Origin of the sequence: Bradyrhizobium campsiandrae (genome assembly GCF_014529705.1) — a bacterium.
In the GTDB taxonomy this organism is placed as follows: domain Bacteria; phylum Pseudomonadota; class Alphaproteobacteria; order Rhizobiales; family Xanthobacteraceae; genus Bradyrhizobium; species Bradyrhizobium campsiandrae.
On sequence record NZ_JAANIH010000016.1, the window covers coordinates 90,809 to 109,606 of the forward strand.

Sequence of the window (18,798 nt, forward strand, 5' to 3'; positions counted from 1 at the left end):
TCAGCGGTGCAGCCACATGCGGATCGCAAGCAGCAATTGATCGGTGTTGACGGGCTTTGCGAGATAATCGGAGGCGCCTGCCTCCAGGCATTTCTCGCGGTCGCCCTTCATCGCCTTCGCCGTCAGCGCGATGATCGGCAGGCGCAGGAAGGCCGGGTTCTCCCGGATCACGCCGATGGTCTGATAGCCATCCATCTGCGGCATCATGATGTCCATCAGCACGATCGCGATTTCCGGGTTGGATTCGACCAGCGTCACCGCCTCGCGGCCGGTGGTAGCCGTCAGCACCTTCATGCCGCGCCGTTCCAGCACGCTCGACAGCGCGAAGATGTTGCGGGCGTCGTCGTCGACCAGCAGCGCGGTCTTGCCGATCAGATCCTCGTCGGAACTGTTCAGCTTCTCCAGCATGCGCTGCTTCTCGACCGGCAGCTCCGTGATGACGCGGTGCAGGAACAGCGCGGTCTCGTCGAGCAGGCGTTCCGGCGATTCCACGCCCTTGACCACGATGCTGCGGGCCATCGTGTGCAGTTCCGCATCTTCTTCGGCCGACAGCTCGCGGCCGGTGAACACCACGACGGGAACGTTCGACAGCGCCTCGTCGCGACGGATCTGATCGAGCACCTCGAAGCCGCTCATGTCGGGGAGCCTGAGATCGAGAACGACGCAATCGCACGGCGATTCGCGCAAGGTCGAGAGCGCGCCGGCGCCGGTGGCGGTGGTCACGATCTCGATGTCGTCGTGATGCAGCAGTTCGCGGATCGACAGCTGCTCGGCCTCGTTGTCCTCGACGATCAGCAGGCGCTTGCGTCGCGGCCGCGCATATTCCTTGATCTGCGTCAGCGCGGCAGAGACCCCTTCGGTCGTCGTCGGCTTGTTGACGAAGGAGAAGGCGCCGCGCGCCAGCGCATGCTGGCGGTCTTCGTCGAGCGTGATGATCTGCACCGGAATGTGGCGCGTCAGCGGGTTGTGCTTGAGCTGGCTCAGCACCGTCCAGCCGAGCATGTCGGGCAGGAACACGTCGAGCGACACGGCCCTCGGCTGATACTGCTTTGCGAGCTCGAGCGCTTCTGCGCCGCGTGCGGCGACCAGCACCTTGAAACCCTTGTCGCGGGCGAGATCGACCAGGATGCGCGCGTAATGCGGGTCGTCCTCGACGATCAGGAGAATGCTGTCGCCGGGCTCCAGGTTGAGCCGGTCGTCAGGCAGCTGCTCGATGACGCGCTGCTGCTCCGGCGCGGCCGGCTGCAGCGCCGGCGGCTGATTGTACTGTTGCGGCGCCGGTGCCGTGCGCGGCGCCAGCGTCGGGCCGGAATATTTCAGGGGCAGATACAGCGTGAAGGTCGAGCCCTTGCCGGGCGAGCTGCGCAGATGGATTTCGCCGCCGAGCAGGCTCGCGAGCTCGCGGCTGATGGCAAGGCCGAGGCCGGTGCCGCCATATTTGCGGCTGGTGCCGGCGTCGGCCTGCTGGAACGCCTCGAAGATCAGCTTCTGCTTTTCCAGGGGAATGCCGATGCCGGTATCGGAGACCTCGAAGGCGATCACGGCCGGCGCGGAGTTCAGCACCGGATGGTCCGTCCCCCAGCCGCCGAGCGCCCCGGCGACCTTCAGCCGCACTTCGCCTTCGGCGGTGAACTTGAAGGCGTTTGAGAGAAGGTTCTTCAGCACTTGCTGCAGGCGCTTGGAGTCGGTCACGATGCTGCGGGCGAGGTTCGGATCGACGTCGATCTTGAACGACAGATTACGATTCTCCGCCTCGTGCCGGAACGGCCGTCCGACCGTCTCGAGCAGGTTGGCGGTGAGGATCTCCTCGGCGTCGACGGTCACCGTTCCCGACTCGATCTTGGAGAGGTCGAGAATGTCGCTGATGAGGTTGAGAAGGTCGGTGCCGGCGCCGTGGATGGTGCGGGCGAATTCGACCTGCTTGGCGGAGAGGTTGCCGTCCGGATTGTCGGTGAGCTGCTGTCCGAGGATCAGGATCGAGTTCAGCGGCGTGCGCAGCTCGTGGCTCATATTGGCGAGGAATTCGGACTTGTACTTCGAGGTCAGCGCGAGCTCGGTCGCCTTTTCCTCGAGCGCGCGGCGGGCCTGCTCGATTTCCTGGTTCTTGCGCTCGACCTCGACATTGCGCTCGGCGAGCTGCTGGGCCTTCTGCTCGAGCTGGTCGTTGGTCTGCTGCAATTCGCGCTGTTGCGTCTGCAGTTCGGTGGCGAGCTGCTGCGACTGCTTGAGCAGGCCTTCGGTCTGCATCGTCGCTTCGATGGAGTTGAGCACGATGCCGATGGAATCGGTCAGCTGCTCCAGGAACGTCATTTGCGAGGTCGTGAACGAGGTCAGCGAGGCGAGCTCGATCACCGCCTTCACCTGGCCCTCGAACAGCACCGGCAGCACCACGAGGTTCTTCGGGGCGACACGGAGCAGCGCCGAGTTGATCGGCACCACGTCTGCCGGGATGTCGCCGACCACGCGCGGGCGCCGGTCGAGCGCGCATTGGCCGATCAGGCCTTCGCCGAATTGCAGCACGCGCTGATAGGGATAGACCCCGTCGCTGGCATAGGAGGCGAGCAGCAGGAGCTGCGGATTGTCCTCGTTCTCGACCTGGTAGATCACCCCGGTATGGGCATTCACCAGCGGCGACAGCTCGGTCAGCAGCAGCCGGCCGACGGTGGCGAGATCGCGCTGGCCCTGCAGCATGTTGGTGAACTTGGCGAGGTTGGTCTTCAGCCAGTCCTGCTCGGTGTTCAGCTCCGTCGTGAGACGGAGATTGGTGATCATCGTGTTGATGTTGTCCTTCAGCTCGGCGACTTCGCCGCGGGCGTCGACCTGGATCGACCGCGTCAGATCGCCCTTGGTCACCGCCGTTGCCACTTCCGCGATCGCGCGCACCTGCGAGGTGAGGTTGGCCGCCAGCAGGTTGACGTTGCCGGTGAGGTCCTTCCAGGTGCCGGCCGCGCCGGGAACGTCGGCCTGGCCGCCGAGGCGGCCCTCGACGCCGACCTCGCGCGCCACCGACGTCACCTGGTCGGCGAAGGTCGCGAGCGTCTCGGTCATGTTGTTGATGGTGTCGGCGAGCGCTGCGACCTCGCCCTTCGACTTCACGGTGAGATTCTGCTTCAGATCACCGTTCGCAACGGCGGTCACCACCTTGACGATGCCGCGGACCTGCTCGGTCAGGTTCGCCGCCATGAAGTTGACGGTGTCGGTGAGGTCCTTCCAGGTGCCGGCCACGCCGGGCACCTGGGCCTGGCCGCCGAGCTCGCCCTCGGTGCCGACTTCGCGCGCGACGCGCGTGACTTCGCCGGCGAAGGCGTTGAGCTGGTCCACCATGGTGTTGATGGTGTTCTTCAGCTCGAGGATTTCGCCCTTCACGTCCACGGTGATCTTGCGCGACAGGTCACCGCGCGCCACCGCGGTGGTGACTTCGGCGATGTTGCGGACCTGCGTGGTGAGGTTCGCGGCGAGCAGGTTGACGTTGTCGGTAAGGTCCTTCCAGGTGCCGCCGACGCCGGGCACCACGGCCTGACCGCCGAGCCGGCCTTCGGTGCCGACCTCGCGCGCGACGCGCGTCACTTCGGCGGCGAAGGAGCGCAGCTGCTCCACCATGGTGTTGAGGGTGTCCTTGAGCAGCAGGATCTCGCCGCGGACGTCCACCGTGATCTTCTTGGAGAGATCGCCGCCGGCGATCGCGGTCGCGACCTCGGCGATGTTGCGAACCTGGGCCGTCAGGTTCGAGGCCATGAAGTTGACGTTGTCGGTCAGGTCCTTCCAGGTGCCGGCGACCCCTGGCACTTCGGCCTGGCCGCCGAGCTTGCCTTCGGTGCCGACCTCGCGCGCCACGCGCGTGACTTCACCGGCGAAGCCGTTGAGCTGGTCCACCATGGTGTTGATGGTGTTCTTCAGCTCGAGGATTTCACCCTTCACGTCCACGGTGATCTTGCGCGACAAGTCGCCGCGCGCCACGGCCGTGGTGACTTCGGCGATGTTGCGGACCTGGGCGGTGAGGTTGCCCGCCATCGAGTTCACGCTGTCGGTCAGGTCCTTCCAGGTGCCGGCGACGCCGGGCACGTTGGCCTGGCCGCCGAGGCGGCCTTCGGTGCCGACCTCGCGCGCCACGCGCGTCACCTCGCCCGCGAAGCGGTTGAGCTGGTCGACCATCGTGTTGAGCGTGTCCTTCAGCTGAAGGATCTCGCCGCGGACGTCCACCGTGATCTTGCGCGACAGGTCACCGCCGGCGATGGCGGTTGCGACCTCGGCGATGTTGCGGACCTGGGCGGTGAGGTTGCCCGCCATCGAGTTGACGTTGTCGGTGAGGTCCTTCCAGGTGCCGGCGACGCCGGGCACCTGGGCCTGACCGCCGAGCTTGCCCTCGGTGCCGACCTCGCGCGCCACGCGCGTGACTTCGCCGGCGAAGGCGTTGAGCTGGTCGACCATGGTGTTGAGCGTTTCCTTCAGCTGAAGGATTTCGCCCGACACGTTCACGGTGATCTTCTTCGACAAATCGCCCTTGGCGACGGCGGTTGCGACTTCGGCGATGTTACGGACCTGACCGGTCAGGTTCGAGGCCATCGAATTGACCGAGTCGGTCAGATCCTTCCAGGTGCCGGCGACGCCGCGCACCTGGGCCTGGCCGCCGAGCTTGCCCTCGGTGCCGACCTCGCGCGCCACGCGGGTGACTTCGCCGGCGAAAGCGTTGAGCTGGTCCACCATGGTGTTGATGGTGTCCTTCAGCTCCAAGATTTCGCCGCGCACGTCCACCGTGATCTTCTTCGACAAATCGCCGCCGGCGACCGCCGTCGTCACTTCGGCGATGTTGCGAACCTGCGCCGTCAGGTTCGAGGCCATCGAGTTGACGCTTTCCGTCAGGTCCTTCCAGGTGCCGGCGACGCCGAGCACGTTGGCCTGACCGCCGAGCCGTCCCTCGGTGCCGACCTCGCGGGCGACGCGCGTGACTTCGCCGGCGAAGGCGTTGAGCTGGTCGACCATGGTGTTGAGCGTCTCCTTCAGCTGAAGGATCTCGCCCGAGACGTTCACCGTGATCTTCTTCGACAAATCGCCGCCGGCGATGGCGGTGGCGACGTCGGCGATGTTGCGGACCTGCGCGGTCAGGTTCGAGGCCATGAAGTTGACGTTGTCGGTGAGGTCCTTCCAGGTGCCGGCGACGCCGGGCACCTGGGCCTGGCCGCCGAGCTTGCCCTCGGTGCCGACCTCGCGCGCCACGCGCGTCACTTCCGAGGCGAAGGAGTTGAGCTGGTCCACCATCGTGTTGATGGTGTCCTTGAGTTCCAGGATTTCGCCGCGCACGTCCACGGTGATTTTTCGCGACAGGTCGCCGCGCGCCACGGCCGTGGTCACGTTGGCGATGTTGCGGACCTGGGCGGTCAGGTTGCCGCACATCGCGTTCACGGAATCAGTCAGATCCTTCCAGGTGCCGGCAACGCCCGGCACGATGGCCTGGCCGCCCAGCTTGCCGTCGGTGCCGACTTCGCGCGCCACGCGGGTCACTTCCGAGGCGAAGGAGCGCAGCTGGTCCACCATCGTGTTGATGGCTTCCTTGAGCTGCAGGATCTCGCCGCGGACGTCGACCGTGATCTTCTTCGACAAGTCGCCGTTGGCGACCGCGATCGTCACCTCCGCAATGTTGCGAACCTGGTCGGTCAGGTTGTTCGCCATCGAGTTGACGCTCTCGGTCAGATCCTTCCAGACGCCGGTCACCTCAGGCACCTGCGCCTGGCCGCCGAGCTTGCCCTCGGTGCCGACCTCGCGCGCCACGCGCGTCACCTCGGAGGTGAACACGCCGAGCTGCTTGATCATGGTGTTGACGATGTTCGCCGACTGCAGGAATTCGCCGCGGAGCGGGCGGCCGTCGACGTCGAGCTTGACGGTCTGAAGCAGGTCTCCTTGCGCCACCGCCGCGACCGCACGCGTCACCTCACGCGTCGGCCACAACAGATCGTCGATCAGGGTGTTGACCGAGCCTTCCATGTCGGCCCAGGAGCCCGAGGCAAGGCCGAATCTCACGCGCTGGCGGGTCTTGCCTTCGCGGCCGACCACCTGGCCGACCAGCTCGAGCTGCTGGGCCATGCGCTGGTTGGCGGCGATGATTTCGTTGAAAGTATCGGCAATCTTGCCGTCGATGCCAAGATAGTCGCCGCTCATGCGTACGGAGAAATCGCCGCTGCGCATCGCCTGCAGCGCGAGAAGCAGTTCGGCCCGGGAATCCGGATCCGACGTGCCGTTGGATTTGGGTTTTGGGATGCGACGACCGGAGCGTGCTGCTGTTCCGGGATCGAGGTCGCTCATACTAATTCCCCCGCAGGCGTCGCCCGAATCTCAAGGCGTGACGCGACTGATCAAAATAGAGCGTCAGCCAAATTCGAAATCAAGCGCCAAGGTCGCGACGCGAGGAATTGGAACCTGCCGTGCTCAGCCCAAGCAACCCAACCGGCAAGACTGCGAAAAGTTCCCCCGATCTCAAAAAAATTCATGGCCTTGAGGTAGACGCGTTCCCATCCTGAAACTCGGCCGTCGGCCGAGGAACGCCCGCAGAGGCCCAAGGTTAGCTCAGCAGATACAGGGAGAGCGGATATGAAAGCCGGATTGATCGTTGTCGCCGCATTGTTCGCCACCGGATCGGCTCTTGGTCAGGCCGGCGCGCCCAGTGGGCGCGGAGCGGTGACCGGCGATCCCGCCGCAAGCTCCGCCACCCCGCATGCGGATTCGCAAACCACGGGGACGGCCTCCACGTCAAATCCCAGCGGCAGCGGCACCTCGACGTCGGGCGGCAAGGATGCCAATGGCGATGCCGGCCGGGACAAGATGCCGGAGAGCAATCGTACCAAGCGGCCGCTGGACCAGCAGCATCACCCGGAAGACAGATAGGGCTTCTATTTGTCGGCGATGGTGCGCTCGGCGTCCTTCAACTGCGCACGAAGCACGGGCAGGTGCTCGCGCGCAAAGGCTGCGAGGGCGGGATTGTCGGGCGTTTTGATATAGCGCGCGAGCAGGTCGATTGCGGCTTCGTATTCGGGGATCTGGGCAGCATAGAAGCTTCTGACATAGGCCGGCCCGTCCAGATCATCGGGCGTGGCGAGGCTGGCGTCGGCTGTCGTCTTGCTGACCCGCGGCTCGGTTCCAATCCTGTCCTGAATCGCCTTCAATGCCTTGTCGCGCTTTGCAGCTTCTTCGGCGCGCAAGGCGGCGAGGTTCTTGACCTCGGCATTGCCTTTCAGATCGGTGCTCTCCAACAGGCCCTGCTGGAAGCGGCTGAATGCATAGAGGCCACTGATGACGTCTGTCGCGTCAGGCGCGCGGTCGCCGCGCATCCGCTCGCCCGTGCTGTCGGCAAGCGCCGCGGTGGTGATGAAGGCCAGGACGATGGCGACGAGGATCCTCATGGCTGTGTAACGATCGATGGCGACGTCAGGTTCCGGTGGACCTTACGATCCCGTAAGGACTGTTGCGGGCGAGGGGTTCCGTACCCACGTCTTATCCCATGAAACAGTCTGACATCTTCAGGGACAACGCCGAGAACTGCCTGCAATTGGCCGAGCGCTCGGAAGGGCGACCGGCCTATAATCGCTATTCGCGCATGGCGGACGCCTGGACGGCGCTGGCGAAAGAGCAGGACTGGCTCGATGGTGAAGTCCCTCCCGTTCAGGTCGGGATTCGGCGTCGAGAGGACGCATGACGACTTGCGTTTTCGTGGTGCCGGGTGTGAGACGGCTCACGGAAACAACGAGACCAATCAAGGATCATCAGGGGAATAGTCGATCGCACTGATTTTTTCGATTCCAGAAGGAGGTTTTGCGATGGCTCCACGTCTGGCGCTTCTCTCACTCATTCTCGCCTTTGGCATTTCGGTCGCGTTCGCGACGGTGACGACGGTCCGGCAGGTGCATCAGGAAAACGCATCCATCGCGGTGCGTGCGGCGCATAGCTAGCGCGGGTATCTCTCGCTCATCAGGAACATTCCGCGCCTCGGAGCGTATGGCTTCGAAGCATCGGATGAGGCGAGAGGACCCCATGGCACATTCCGATCACGGCATCGTCAAGGACAAGCACGCGGAAGATCAGCCGCGTGACAAGCAGCGCGCACAGACGGTGCACAAGACGGACCAGAAGGACTCGCCGTCGCGTGAGGCCACGCGCGATCCCAAGCTCGACGACGGCAGCAAGACACCGGGCTCCGGCATGACGCCGGATGATTCCGGTTCGGCGCCGAGCGGCTGAATTCGCCAAAGCATCATCGCGCTTCAGGAACGAATCGTCTTACCAAACGTCGACTGGTTGCTTCCGGTTGTCATGCCCCCGGTGATCCGGAAGCAATCTCCACGGCCCTGGCACTCACCGTGCCGGGGTCGTTTGGCTTTGCGAGATGTTATGGATCAGTCGTCGTTGCCGCTGTCGGGTTCGTTCTGGGTGTGGCCGTCAGGCCCGCGGCCGAACACGCCGAAGCTGCTCGACTTGATCCCAGCCGCGGCGTCAACGCCTGCGGCGGCGAGGCCGAACTTGAGGAGTTCGCGGACCGCCGCGGCACGGGTCGGCATCCGGTGCTTGAACCGGAAATCGTCAACTGCGGCCAGCTCGTCCGGAGACAGCATGACCTGCAGACGCTCGGCGCGAAGGTCGTTCATGGTCGGTCACGCGCGGTGAGTAAGTTGAGCAGTTTACTCAACGGACGAACTTGGCGCGAGTTCCGCAAGAGTCGGCAATATCCCCAACTGAGTAATAAATACAAGCAAAATCAATAAGTTAATATTGAAACGACTGGCCCGCTGGCGCATTCTCCTGCAAAGGGAGAGCCGTCATGACGGACGAAGTCCGGTTACCCCGCAAACTTTCCGAAGAGCCCGAAGCGCCGAAGCCAGTGCGCCCAAGCCACCAGAAGGTCATCGATCAGGTCGAACGCTGGGCCAATAGTCCCGGCCTGCAACCACCAAGGAGCGACGATGCGAAGACGATCTGAGCCCCACACCTTCGCGCAACGTCTCGACGCACAGAGGCTGCGGCTGGAACATGAGTTGGCGCGCCTGCCGGACGGATGCGAACGGAATGCCATCGCCACGCGTCTCGAGCAGCTTCAGGCTGCCGCGGACATGTACGATTTCCTGAGGCTACGTGAGACGGCCGCGCCCTCTCACTGACTGCGCTTCACCCTGGTGGCGCGTGGTGGCGCGAAGCTTCCGCCTCATCAGCCATGCCGATACCGACACTGCGGCCCAAGCAAGGATCGCGGCCGCAAAGGCGGCAATGACACTGGCCGACACCGTCACGCAGAACACAGCTGCAAAGGCGGCGAGGCCGATGCTTCCGAGACCCGCTCCTGCAGCGTCCAATGCCGCGGCCTGCTGCCCGCGTCGGTCGCCGCGGAGGCCCGATTTCTCCTTGGCACGACGCTCGTGGCTCTCGATCAGTGTCGCGCTGGCGCAGAAGATGGCGGGGAGTGCGAGGAAGAGCCCGCCGATGGCGACGCCGCAACCTGCGCTCACGACGCCTGCGAAGACCGTCGCCAGGCCACCGAGCAGGAAGCGAACAGCGTACTCGTACCCTCGCGTCTGCTTCAGGGCCGACCATGACAGCTTGACCGGCATCAGGCAGCACCCCCGAAACCTGCCAGCAGGGCAAAGGCAACCGCGAGCCAGACGACGAAGGCAACGATCGTCGCAGGCAGCGCCGCGAAACGAAATCTCATCAGGAGATGGCAGACGGCAATGCTGTAGCAGGCGAGGGCAGCCGCACCATACATCATGGTCCAGCTTTCGGCCGCGGCATATTGCGCTCCGTGCTGGACGACGGCGATGCTCAATGTGGCCAGCGCCACCGATGGCGCGGCGCCGAGCAGGCCGCCGAAACTCTTGGGCCGCAACATGTCGCCGAGGATTGCGAAGACGGACACGATGAGGCCGCCGGCAATGAAGCGGAGGACGTATTCGGTCATGGTCGCGCTCGCCGATCCGCGGAAGCCCTGCTGCGTCCTGCGAGGGTCCACGGCCTCAATATCCGCTCGACGAGGACGCCGAGGGTAAAGCCTGCGACCACATCGCTGGCCCAGTGCGCGAGTAGCGCCACGCGGGTGAACGACAAAGCCGTCGTGATCGTGCGCACCAGGCGTCGCCGGGCCGGCGGCAGCAGGCCGGCCGCGGACGCCAGCGCTCCCATATGCACGGCATGGCCGGACGGAAAGGCATCGCGCGCCCGTCCCGAGAACGGAACGCCGCGGCGATGGCCCCGCACCGTCACCCGATCCGGCCTGATCTGATCGAACACGGATTTCAGGACATGCGGAAGTGCGGCCGTCGCCAGCGACACAAGGAGGAGGTGGTCGGCCACGCGGCGCTCTTCGGTGGGCCGGCGTCTGGTATAGAGCCAACCGGCGGCGGCAAGCGCAAGTAGCACATGTTCGTCGGCGCCCCAGGTCAGCGCTTCGGCGGTCTGCTCGAGCTCCGGGCTGGTGTGATCGGCGATCTCATTGGCGATCGCGACATCGATCCGCGTTGGCTTGACGGTTACGAGCGCCATCGATCCAGTGTCGGCGTAAGGTTCACTATGACAGTTTTGTAAAGCCGAGCGCCGACGATGGTTCCTGAACTGAGGTGCTATGGTTGTCCCGATCCTCCCGCAGAGCCATAGACCTGGCCGGTCGCGTAGCTCGCATCGGCCGCGGCGAGCTGCACATAGATCGAGGCCAGCTCGGCAGGCTGGCCGGGGCGCCCCAATGGCGTCATCCCGCCGAACTTTTCGAGCTTCTCCATCGTGGCACCGCCCGAGACCTGGAGCGGCGTCCAGATCGGCCCTGGCGCAACGCCGTTGACACGGATGCCCTTGGAGGCGAGCTGCTTCGCCAGCGACTTCACGTAGTTCATGGTCGCCGCCTTGGTCTGGGCGTAGTCGTAGAGATCGGGCGAGGGATCGTAGGCTTGCTCGGAGGTGGTGCCGATGATGCAGGATCCCGGTTTGAGATGCGGCAGCGCGGCCTTGATGATCCAGAACGGCGCGTAGATGTTGGTCTTCATGGTCGCATCGAAATCCTCGCTGGAGACGTCGAGGATGGAAGCGCGCGTCTGCTGCCGCGCCGCGTTGTTGACGATGATGTCGAGACCGCCCAGACCCTGAATGGCCTGCTCCACCAGCTGTCTGCAGAATGCTTCGTCCTTGAGGTCGCCGGGGATGGCGAGGCCGGTGCGGCCCTCCTTCTTGATCAGCGCGATCACCTCCTGCGCGTCCGGCTCCTCCGCCGCCAGATAGTTGATGGCGACGTCGGCGCCTTCGCGCGCATATGCGATCGCGGCCGCCCGGCCCATGCCTGAATCGCCGCCCGTGATCAGCGCCTTGCGGCCGGCGAGGCGACCCGAGCCCTTGTAGCTGGTTTCGCCGTGATCAGGTCGCGGCTCCATCTTGCCGGCAAGGCCGGGCCAGGGCTGCGACTGCTTCTTGAACGGCGGCTTCGGATAGCGGGTGACGGGATCAATCAGCTCTTGCTCTGCCATGGTGTCTCCTTTCGCTGTCGACGATGCCAGCGAGGCCGCCGCGAACGTGGCGCTCGCGGCGTGAACGATCTGCCGGCGGGATAATGAGGTCTTGTCGTGCTGGGTCATGCTGCTCTCCGCAATGTCGCAATCCAATGCGCGGAGATCAGCCTCGTTGCAAAAATATCGAGGACGCCGGCGCGGCCGGCGTCCTCGAATTGTTCAGCGTTCATTACTTGGCAAGAGATTACTTGGATTGACCGACGCTCGGCGCCTTGCCGAGTTCCTTGGCCATGTCGAGGTGGTGCTTGAGCGCGGGCAGGGTCTTGCCCGCCCAATCCTTCAGCGCCGAATTGTCGCCGCCATTGGCATAGCGTTCGAACAGCGACACGGCGTCTTCGTGGGCGCTGACCTGGTAGGAGTTGTAGTCCGAGCTGAAATCCTTGCCCGAGGCGCTCTTGAGCTTGTCCAGCTTGCTTTGGTGCGAGCTGTCGAGCGCGGTCGGCAAGGTCGCCTGGACCTTGCCATTACCGACGAGGCCTTTCAGCTCGCTGCTGGTCTTGGTATGGTCGGTGACCATCTGTTGCGCAAAGCTCTTCTCCTGCGCGTTGCCTTTCTGCTCGGCGAGCTTGCTCGACTCGATTTCGAACATGTCGCTGATGGCGACCTCCTTGACAAAATCGGCCGTCGCGGGCGCAACGCCCAGTGCGGAATTGACGCCGGTCTTCTCGCCAAGCGACTGGGCGAGAGCAGGGCCTGCGAGAAGCACGCAGGCGAAGGCGATGGCGGTACGTTTCATGGTCCGGTCCCTCTGATCAGCCGCGCAGCCTACCGCGCGGAGCTTTGCGGCGACCAACACGGGGACCGGGCCGAGGTTCCTAATCCGTCGGATGCCGGCCGCTGCGCGGATTGATCGGGTCGGTCGCCTTTCGCCGCAATCGTTCCGGGAGAAACGGTTCGGCCGGCGTCGCGGTTGCATCGGCGCGGACGTCCGCGTGGTGCTGCGCCTGCTCGTGCGCGGTCTTGTTGTCGTTCACCTGCCGTTTGACGTCGAGGCCGTGCACGGGATCGTTGACGCCGTGCTGAATGTCGCGGAAATCGCTCATCGTCACTCCTTTCCAGGCAGGATCGTTTCAAGCATCTGGCGCGCCGCGCCCTTGATCATGCTGCTCTCGTTGGGGTCGCCTTTCAGCAAGGCGAGCGAAAAATTCTTCGCCTGCTGCAAGGTGATGTGCGGCGGCAGCGGCGGCACTTCGGGATCGGTCTTCACCTCCAGCACGACGGGCATTTCGCTTGCCAGCGCCTGCTCCCAGGCCGAGCCGAGCAGCTGCGGGCTGTCGACGAAGATGCCGGTGAGGCCGATCATCTCGGCGAAGCGGGAATAGGACACGTCGGGAATGCGCTGCGACGCCTCGAATTTGGGATCGCCGTTGATGATGCGCTGTTCCCAGGTGACCTGGTTGAGATCCTCGTTGTTGAAAACGCAGACGATGAGGCGTGGGTCGCGCCAGGATCGCCAGTATTTCGCCGCGGTGATCAGCTCGGCCATGTTGTTCATCTGCATGGCGCCGTCGCCGACCAGCGCGATCACCGGCCGATCCGGATGGGCGTATTTCGCGGCGAGCGCATAAGGAACCGCGGCGCCCATCGAGGCGAGTCCGCCCGAGAGCGAGGCCGTCATGCCGCGCCGCATCTTGAGATCCCGCGCGAACCAGTTGGCACAGGAGCCGGAATCGCTGGTGATGATGGCGCGGTCGGGCAGGCGCGGCGAGAGTTCCCAGGCGACGAGTTGTGGATTGATCGGCGCTGCGGGTTGATGCGCACGCTCGTCGAGCGTCTTCCACCATTTGGCGACGTTCTCCGCGATGCCCTTGCGCCAGGCGCCGTCGCTCTTGGGCGCAAGCCGCGGCAGCAGGCTTTGCAGGGTCTCCGCGGCGTCGCCGACCAGGCTGACCTCCATGGGGAAGCGGATCGAACTCATGCCGGCGTCGATGTCGATCTGCACCCCGCGCGCAGCGCCCTCCTTTGGAAGGAATTCTGCATAAGGGAATGCGGAACCGACCATCAGCAGTGTGTCGCACTCCATCATCATTTTATAGCTGGGTTCGGTGCCGAGCAGCCCGATCGAGCCCGTCACCCAGGGCAGATCGTCCGGCAGCGCCGCCTTGCCGAGCAGCGCCTTGGCGCAGCCCGCGGACAGTCGGTCGGCCACCGCAATGACTTCATCGGTAGCCTGCAGCGCGCCGGCGCCGATCAGCATCGCGACCTTCTTGCCGGCGTTGAGCGCCTCCGCGGCATGATCGAGTTCGGCCTCGCGCGGGACCACGCGCGGGGCGCAATAGCCGACACCGGAATGCAGGGTGCCATGCGCGCGCGGCGGCGCTTCGTAGGGCTCTTCCTGGAGATCGTTGGGCAGGATGATAGCCGTGGGGGCCCGGTGCGCGAGCGCGATGCGCACCGCCCGATCGATCAAGTGCCGCACCTGGGCTGGAGAGGAGGCTTGCGCGACATAGGCGCCCGCGACGTCCTTGAACATCGAGACGAGATCGAGTTCCTGCTGATAGCTCCCGCCGAGCGCATTTCGCGCCTGCTGTCCGACGATCGCCAGCACTGGCTGGTGATCGAGCAGGGCGTCGTAGAGCCCGGTGATCAGATGCGATGCGCCGGGGCCCGATGTCGCAATGCAGACGCCAAGCTCGCCGGAGAATTTCGCATAGGCTGATGCCATGAACGCCGCCATCTCCTCGTGCCGGGTCTGCACGAAGCCGATCTTGCCATCGGCACGGTTCATCGCGCCGAACACGCCGTTGATGCCGTCGCCGGGATAGCCGAAGATGTGGCGTACGCCCCATTGGTGCAGGCGCTGGACGATGAAGTCGGAGACGGTCTGGGACATTGCGGGCGGCTCCTGAATTGCTGAACATCAAGAACAGCGCGTTCCCGGCGATGTTCCTGTTGGGCCGCGGGCAGCGACTGGAACGATCACCCCTTCACTTCAGTTGATTACACACTGGCTGAGTGGAGAATCGAGATGTTGAATCAAGGCGAGCTGGATCGCAGCGAGATGGGCCGGTTGATCGGCAGCGACAAGGTCGAGGGAACATCGGTCTATGGGGCCGACCGCAACCGGATCGGTTCAATCGAGCGGCTGATGATCGACAAGGTCAGCGGCAAGGTGTCCTACGCCGTGCTCGGCTTCGGCGGATTCTTGGGGCTCGGCAACGATCACTATCCCTTGCCCTGGCAATCGCTGAAATACGACACCGAACTCGGTGGCTACGTCACCGGCATCACCGCCAAGGCGCTCGAAGGCGCGCCGAAATATGGCGAGCGCAGCGATTGGAACTGGGGCGATGACGCCGCCATGCGCGGCATCAACGCCTATTACGGCGTTCCGTTCGCCTGAGCTTTTGCAGAAAGGCAGATCCATGAGTAAGGAACGGCCCGATGAGGATCCCCGCGATCAGACGGACTGGGGTTCGCACAGGCAAACCAACACGCCCTGGAAGGGCACTCCAGAGAAAGAGCAGGGATCGGACAAGGTGAAGCCCGATCTCGAGAAGTGGCACGAGACCAAGACGCACTGACGAGGCGCGTCGGCGTCGAGCGGAGCGCGGCACCACGGCGCCGCGCTTCTTTTTTGCGCAGGTGCATTCACGAATGACGGCGGCGATGTCGCAAGCCGGAACCATGTTTCCGCGCTGCGGTTAGGCTCCCGGCATGCGTGCATCGCCGAGCCCGTTCGCCGCAGCCGTAATCCCGATCGAGGTGTTTGCAAGTGGATGCTCAAACCCGGGAGCGTGGGCCGTCCGCGGAGCAACCGCGGAAGGCGGAAGCTCCAAAGAATTCGCCGGAGGCCAAGCACGACAGCAAGGCAGAGACCGGCGGGCCCGACAAAACCCCGACGTTGCGCCAGCGCATCGCCGAGCACTGGCTGCTCGCCACCGTCATCGCCATTGTGCTGATCGCAGCTCTGGTCGGCGGCCTGCTCTACTGGCTGGAAGTCCGTCACTACGAATCCACCGACGACGCCTTCGTCGCCGCGCGCAGCTTTTCCGTGGCCTCGAAAGTCGGCGGCTACGTGACTGACATCCCGGTCACGGACAATCAGCACGTCAATGCCGGAGATATTCTCGCCAGGATCGACGAGCGCGACTATCGCATTGCCGTCGATCAGGCCAATGCGCAGGTCGAGGTCTCCAAGGCCAACATCGCCAATGTCGCGGCGCAGATCGATTCCCAGGAGGAGCAGATCAAGCAGGCTCAGGCGCAGCTCGAGCAGGCGCAGGCCCAGCTTCAGTTCTCGCAGGAGGAGTTCAACCGGGCGCAGGATCTGGTCGAGAAGGGCGCCGGCACCGTGCAGCGCCAGCAACAGACCCGCTCCGATCTTCAGGCCCAGCAGGCCAACACCGAGCGCAGCAAGACCGCGGTGATCGCCGCGCAAGTCGGCATCAAGAGTCTGCAAGCCCAGCTCGAAGGCGCCAAGGCGCAGCTCCAGCAGTCGCAGGCGCAACTGGATCAAGCCAGGCTCAATCTGCAGTACACCAGCGTCGTCGCCGCGCAATCCGGTCGTGTCGTCAAGCTGTCGGGCGCCAAGGGCACGTTCGTCACCGCCGGCCAGAGCCTGATGATGTTCGTGCCCGACGATGTATGGATCGTCGCCAACTACAAGGAGACCCAGCTCAACGACATGCGGCCGGGCCAGCCGGTCGAGATCCGCATCGATGCCTATCCCGGACGCCAGCTGACCGGCCATGTCGATTCGGTGCAGCCGGGCTCCGGCACGGCCTTCAGCCTGCTGCCGGCGGAGAACGCCACCGGCAACTATGTGAAGGTGGTGCAGCGCGTGCCGGTGAAGATCGTGGTCGACAATTGGCCGGCCGATTTGCCTGTCGGTCCCGGCATGTCGGTCGTGCCCTGGACCAGGGTGCGATGACGGATACGACGCAGGACGGCGCATCCGCCGGCGGCTGGTCGCCGGAACGTTCGGCCGCCGGTGGCCACAATCCGTACCTCATCGCCTTCGTGGTTTCGATTGCGACCTTCATGGAGGTGCTCGACACCACCATTGCCAATGTCGCGCTGCGCCACATCGCCGGCGGCCTCGCGGTCGGGATCGACGAGAGCACCTATGTCATCACCAGCTATCTCGTCGCCAACGCCATCGTGCTGTCGATCTCGGGCTGGCTGTCGACCGTGATCGGTCGCAAGCGCTTCTACATGATGTGTGTGGCCACCTTCTCGGTGGCGTCGTTGCTGTGCGGCTTCGCCTGGAATCTGCAATCGCTGGTGCTGTTCCGCATCCTGCAAGGGCTCGGCGGCGGCGGCATGGCCACCAGCGAGCAGGCGATCCTTGCCGACTCCTTCCCGCCGCAGAAGCGGGGACAGGCCTTTGCCATCTACGGCGTCGCTGTGGTCGTCGCGCCGGTGGTCGGGCCAACGCTCGGCGGCTGGATCACCGACACCTACAGCTGGCACTGGGTGTTCCTGATCAACGTGCCGATGGGGCTGCTTTCGCTGTTCCTGGTCGGCACGCTGGTGAAGGAGCCGTCGGGGGCGGAGGAGGAGCGGGAGAAGCTGCTGAGCAAGGGCCTGCGGGTCGACTATGTCGGCTTCGCGCTGGTCGCGATCGGGCTTGGTTCGCTCGAATATGTGCTCGATGAAGGCCAGCGCAACGACTGGTTCGGATCCAATCTGATCATCAGCTTCGCTGTGCTCTCGGCGGTGTCATTGCTTGCGTTGATCCCGTGGGAGCTGACGCGCGACGAGCCTATCATCGATCTCCGCCTGCTCGGCCGCCGCCAGTTCGGCGCCTGCTTCCTGGTCATGCTCGGCACCGGCGCGGTGTTGATCTCGACCACGCAGATCCTGCCGCAATTGCTCCAGACCGAGCTGAACTACACGGCGATGCTGGCTGGTCTGGCTCTGTCGCCCGGCGGCATTGCGACGCTGCTGCTGATGCCGGTGGTCGGTCGGCTGGTCGGCACGGTGCAGCCCAAATATCTGATCATGTTCGGCGCAATGGTCGTCGCGTTCTCGATGTGGCATCTCACAGGGCTGAACGGCGATATTACCTACGGCTATGCCGCGTTGTCGCGCATCTTCCTCGCGATCGGCCTTCCGTTCCTGTTCCTGCCGGTCACGACCGCCTCATACGACGGCGTGCCGCCCGACAAGACCAATCAGGCCTCGGCGCTGATCAACGTCGCCCGCAACATCGGCGGCTCGATGGGCGTGGCGCTGGCGCAGACGGTTCTGGCCCAGCGTCAGCAATTCCATCAGAGCCGCCTGATCGAGCACGCAGCGCCGTCCGATCTCGGCTATCAGCAGAGCATCGATACGATGACGCGCTTCTTCCAGGCCCAGGGCTCGAATGCGAGCGATGCGGCGTCGCAGGCGGTCGCCTGGGTTGGAAGGACCTTGCAGCAGCAGGTCGATTTCCTCGCCTATATCGACGTGTTCTGGACGCTCGCGATCATCGCCGTGCTGATGATTCCGATCGCGGCCGTGCTGCGCCCGATCGATCTCGGCGCGCCGGCGCGAGGGCATTGAGCGGGGACGATGTGGATCAGTGTCTCTGCAGCCATCTCTTGTCCCCGTCACCCTGAGGTGTGACCCTTACGGCGCGACAGCGCCGTAAGGGGAGCCTCGAAGGGCGACGGCCCGGCTGCATCGGGGCCGTGCATCCTTCGAGGCTCCCCATGGGACGCGTTGCGTCCCATGCCTCGCGCCTCAGGATGACGGAACTTGCAGGCTACTCGCCGCCGTTCACCCCACCGCTTCCTTCCGCCCCGGCCCCGCATGCACATGCACCTGTTTCGCATGCAGCACCTCGCCGCATTCCGAGCAGACCATCACCGGGTCGAACAGCTTGCCGCAGGTCTTGTGCTCGTGCAGCAGCGGGCGGCCGCGCTCGTCGCCCATGTGGGTGTCGCCCCAATGCACCATCGCCATGATGACGGGATAGAGGTCGAGCCCCTTCTGCGTCAGGATGTATTCGTAACGCTTCGGCGTCTCGGAATAGGGCACGCGCCGGAGGATCCCGAAGCGGACCAGCTTCTTCAGCCGCTCGGACAGAAGGTGCCGCGTGATCTGAAGCGAGGACTGGAACGCCTCGAAACGGCGCACGCGCAGGAAACACTCGCGCAGGATCAGCAGCGTCCAGCGGTCGCCGACCACGGCGACGGTGCGGGAGAGCGAGCAGGGCTCTTCGTCCAGCGTATCCCACTTCACGATCCGGTCTCCGGCACGGTCAGTCAGAAAAAGGAACTGACTTGAATGATCTGAGAAATTTCGCCTGTAAACTAGCATCAGCGATTCAGATTTGACAGTTCTA

20 protein-coding genes are annotated in these 18,798 nt (G+C 64.5%); 9 read left to right on the plus strand and 11 right to left on the minus strand.

The window, feature by feature from the left end; genetic code table 11:
* On the minus strand, positions 1-6,297 hold the full coding sequence (locus G8O24_RS14460; protein WP_188100278.1) for a HAMP domain-containing protein: 6,297 nt from the start codon (positions 6,295-6,297) through the stop codon (positions 1-3).
* A 285-nt stretch (positions 6,298-6,582) separates the two neighbouring features.
* Here G8O24_RS14460 and G8O24_RS14465 point away from each other — a divergent pair, with 285 nt between their 5' ends.
* Positions 6,583-6,876, plus strand: coding sequence for a hypothetical protein (locus tag G8O24_RS14465; RefSeq protein ID WP_188100280.1), 294 nt, complete (start codon positions 6,583-6,585; stop codon positions 6,874-6,876).
* 5 nt (positions 6,877-6,881) lie between these two features.
* On the opposite strand, the gene G8O24_RS14470 is transcribed toward G8O24_RS14465, so the two are convergent.
* On the minus strand, positions 6,882-7,391 hold the full coding sequence (locus G8O24_RS14470; protein ID WP_188100282.1) for a DUF4142 domain-containing protein: 510 nt from the start codon (positions 7,389-7,391) through the stop codon (positions 6,882-6,884).
* Between the two features lie 98 nt (positions 7,392-7,489).
* On the opposite strand from G8O24_RS14470, the gene G8O24_RS14475 reads away from it, so the two are divergent.
* From G8O24_RS14475 to G8O24_RS14480, 3 genes are all read left to right on the plus strand, one after another.
* A complete protein-coding gene (locus G8O24_RS14475; RefSeq protein ID WP_188100284.1) occupies positions 7,490-7,684 on the plus strand; it encodes a hypothetical protein in 195 nt (64 codons plus the stop codon).
* Positions 7,685-7,805: 121 nt separating this feature from the next.
* Positions 7,806-7,937, plus strand: a complete 132-nt coding sequence (locus G8O24_RS45145) for a hypothetical protein (RefSeq protein WP_283815549.1) — start codon at positions 7,806-7,808, stop codon at positions 7,935-7,937.
* Positions 7,938-8,019: 82 nt separating this feature from the next.
* Positions 8,020-8,226 (plus strand): hypothetical protein, encoded by a 207-nt coding sequence (locus G8O24_RS14480; protein ID WP_188100286.1) that lies wholly within the window; start codon positions 8,020-8,022, stop codon positions 8,224-8,226.
* A gap of 155 nt (positions 8,227-8,381) precedes the next feature.
* On the opposite strand, the gene G8O24_RS14485 is transcribed toward G8O24_RS14480, so the two are convergent.
* Positions 8,382-8,630 (minus strand): hypothetical protein, encoded by a 249-nt coding sequence (locus tag G8O24_RS14485; protein ID WP_188100288.1) that lies wholly within the window; start codon positions 8,628-8,630, stop codon positions 8,382-8,384.
* A gap of 173 nt (positions 8,631-8,803) precedes the next feature.
* Here G8O24_RS14485 and G8O24_RS14490 point away from each other — a divergent pair, with 173 nt between their 5' ends.
* Positions 8,804-8,962 carry a hypothetical protein gene (locus tag G8O24_RS14490; RefSeq protein WP_188100290.1) on the plus strand — a complete coding sequence of 53 codons (159 nt, stop codon included), beginning with the start codon at positions 8,804-8,806 and terminating at the stop codon, positions 8,960-8,962.
* Positions 8,963-9,110: 148 nt separating this feature from the next.
* Here G8O24_RS14490 and G8O24_RS14495 read toward each other — a convergent pair whose 3' ends face one another.
* From G8O24_RS14495 to G8O24_RS14525, 7 genes are all read right to left on the minus strand, one after another.
* The gene (locus G8O24_RS14495; RefSeq protein ID WP_188100292.1) at positions 9,111-9,587 is read right to left on the minus strand and encodes a hypothetical protein; all 477 of its coding nucleotides are present in this window, start codon (positions 9,585-9,587) and stop codon (positions 9,111-9,113) included.
* A complete protein-coding gene (locus G8O24_RS14500; RefSeq protein ID WP_188100294.1) occupies positions 9,587-9,934 on the minus strand; it encodes a DUF3147 family protein in 348 nt (115 codons plus the stop codon). Before G8O24_RS14500 ends, G8O24_RS14495 begins: the two co-directional genes overlap by 1 nt.
* Positions 9,931-10,515 carry a phosphatase PAP2 family protein gene (locus tag G8O24_RS14505; protein ID WP_188100296.1) on the minus strand — a complete coding sequence of 195 codons (585 nt, stop codon included), beginning with the start codon at positions 10,513-10,515 and terminating at the stop codon, positions 9,931-9,933. Before G8O24_RS14505 ends, G8O24_RS14500 begins: the two co-directional genes overlap by 4 nt.
* Before the next feature lie 77 nt (positions 10,516-10,592).
* On the minus strand, positions 10,593-11,483 hold the full coding sequence (locus G8O24_RS14510; protein ID WP_188100388.1) for an SDR family oxidoreductase: 891 nt from the start codon (positions 11,481-11,483) through the stop codon (positions 10,593-10,595).
* A gap of 226 nt (positions 11,484-11,709) precedes the next feature.
* A complete protein-coding gene (locus G8O24_RS14515; protein WP_188100298.1) occupies positions 11,710-12,261 on the minus strand; it encodes a DUF4142 domain-containing protein in 552 nt (183 codons plus the stop codon).
* Between the two features lie 79 nt (positions 12,262-12,340).
* Positions 12,341-12,568, minus strand: coding sequence for a hypothetical protein (locus G8O24_RS14520; RefSeq protein WP_188100300.1), 228 nt, complete (start codon positions 12,566-12,568; stop codon positions 12,341-12,343).
* 2 nt (positions 12,569-12,570) lie between these two features.
* Positions 12,571-14,358 carry a thiamine pyrophosphate-requiring protein gene (locus G8O24_RS14525; RefSeq protein ID WP_188100302.1) on the minus strand — a complete coding sequence of 596 codons (1,788 nt, stop codon included), beginning with the start codon at positions 14,356-14,358 and terminating at the stop codon, positions 12,571-12,573.
* A 135-nt stretch (positions 14,359-14,493) separates the two neighbouring features.
* Here G8O24_RS14525 and G8O24_RS14530 point away from each other — a divergent pair, with 135 nt between their 5' ends.
* The 4 genes from G8O24_RS14530 (at position 14,494) to G8O24_RS14545 (ending at position 18,014) form a co-directional block, all read left to right on the plus strand.
* Positions 14,494-14,868 (plus strand): PRC-barrel domain-containing protein, encoded by a 375-nt coding sequence (locus G8O24_RS14530; RefSeq protein WP_188100304.1) that lies wholly within the window; start codon positions 14,494-14,496, stop codon positions 14,866-14,868.
* A gap of 22 nt (positions 14,869-14,890) precedes the next feature.
* Positions 14,891-15,049, plus strand: coding sequence for a hypothetical protein (locus tag G8O24_RS14535; RefSeq protein WP_188100306.1), 159 nt, complete (start codon positions 14,891-14,893; stop codon positions 15,047-15,049).
* 191 nt (positions 15,050-15,240) lie between these two features.
* The gene (locus G8O24_RS14540) at positions 15,241-16,398 is read left to right on the plus strand and encodes an HlyD family secretion protein (protein WP_188100308.1); all 1,158 of its coding nucleotides are present in this window, start codon (positions 15,241-15,243) and stop codon (positions 16,396-16,398) included.
* Positions 16,395-18,014 (plus strand): DHA2 family efflux MFS transporter permease subunit, encoded by a 1,620-nt coding sequence (locus G8O24_RS14545; protein ID WP_188100309.1) that lies wholly within the window; start codon positions 16,395-16,397, stop codon positions 18,012-18,014. Before G8O24_RS14540 ends, G8O24_RS14545 begins: the two co-directional genes overlap by 4 nt.
* A gap of 216 nt (positions 18,015-18,230) precedes the next feature.
* Here the strand turns inward: G8O24_RS14545 and G8O24_RS14550 are convergent, their stop codons facing one another.
* Positions 18,231-18,695, minus strand: a complete 465-nt coding sequence (locus tag G8O24_RS14550; protein ID WP_188100310.1) for a winged helix-turn-helix transcriptional regulator — start codon at positions 18,693-18,695, stop codon at positions 18,231-18,233.
* Positions 18,696-18,798: the final 103 nt, after the last annotated feature.

Bases quoted from the DNA above. Each gene is read 5' to 3' on its own strand.
- G8O24_RS14460 (WP_188100278.1), bottom strand. From the start codon at position 6,297: ATGAGCGACCTCGATCCCGGAACAGCAGCACGCTCCGGTCGTCGCATC.
- G8O24_RS14465 (WP_188100280.1), top strand. From the start codon at position 6,583: ATGAAAGCCGGATTGATCGTTGTCGCCGCATTGTTCGCCACCGGATCG.
- G8O24_RS14470 (WP_188100282.1), bottom strand. From the start codon at position 7,391: ATGAGGATCCTCGTCGCCATCGTCCTGGCCTTCATCACCACCGCGGCG.
- G8O24_RS14475 (WP_188100284.1), top strand. From the start codon at position 7,490: ATGAAACAGTCTGACATCTTCAGGGACAACGCCGAGAACTGCCTGCAA.
- G8O24_RS45145 (WP_283815549.1), top strand. From the start codon at position 7,806: ATGGCTCCACGTCTGGCGCTTCTCTCACTCATTCTCGCCTTTGGCATT.
- G8O24_RS14480 (WP_188100286.1), top strand. From the start codon at position 8,020: ATGGCACATTCCGATCACGGCATCGTCAAGGACAAGCACGCGGAAGAT.
- G8O24_RS14485 (WP_188100288.1), bottom strand. From the start codon at position 8,630: ATGAACGACCTTCGCGCCGAGCGTCTGCAGGTCATGCTGTCTCCGGAC.
- G8O24_RS14490 (WP_188100290.1), top strand. From the start codon at position 8,804: ATGACGGACGAAGTCCGGTTACCCCGCAAACTTTCCGAAGAGCCCGAA.
- G8O24_RS14495 (WP_188100292.1), bottom strand. From the start codon at position 9,587: ATGCCGGTCAAGCTGTCATGGTCGGCCCTGAAGCAGACGCGAGGGTAC.
- G8O24_RS14500 (WP_188100294.1), bottom strand. From the start codon at position 9,934: ATGACCGAATACGTCCTCCGCTTCATTGCCGGCGGCCTCATCGTGTCC.
- G8O24_RS14505 (WP_188100296.1), bottom strand. From the start codon at position 10,515: ATGGCGCTCGTAACCGTCAAGCCAACGCGGATCGATGTCGCGATCGCC.
- G8O24_RS14510 (WP_188100388.1), bottom strand. From the start codon at position 11,483: ATGGCAGAGCAAGAGCTGATTGATCCCGTCACCCGCTATCCGAAGCCG.
- G8O24_RS14515 (WP_188100298.1), bottom strand. From the start codon at position 12,261: ATGAAACGTACCGCCATCGCCTTCGCCTGCGTGCTTCTCGCAGGCCCT.
- G8O24_RS14520 (WP_188100300.1), bottom strand. From the start codon at position 12,568: ATGAGCGATTTCCGCGACATTCAGCACGGCGTCAACGATCCCGTGCAC.
- G8O24_RS14525 (WP_188100302.1), bottom strand. From the start codon at position 14,358: ATGTCCCAGACCGTCTCCGACTTCATCGTCCAGCGCCTGCACCAATGG.
- G8O24_RS14530 (WP_188100304.1), top strand. From the start codon at position 14,494: ATGTTGAATCAAGGCGAGCTGGATCGCAGCGAGATGGGCCGGTTGATC.
- G8O24_RS14535 (WP_188100306.1), top strand. From the start codon at position 14,891: ATGAGTAAGGAACGGCCCGATGAGGATCCCCGCGATCAGACGGACTGG.
- G8O24_RS14545 (WP_188100309.1), top strand. From the start codon at position 16,395: ATGACGGATACGACGCAGGACGGCGCATCCGCCGGCGGCTGGTCGCCG.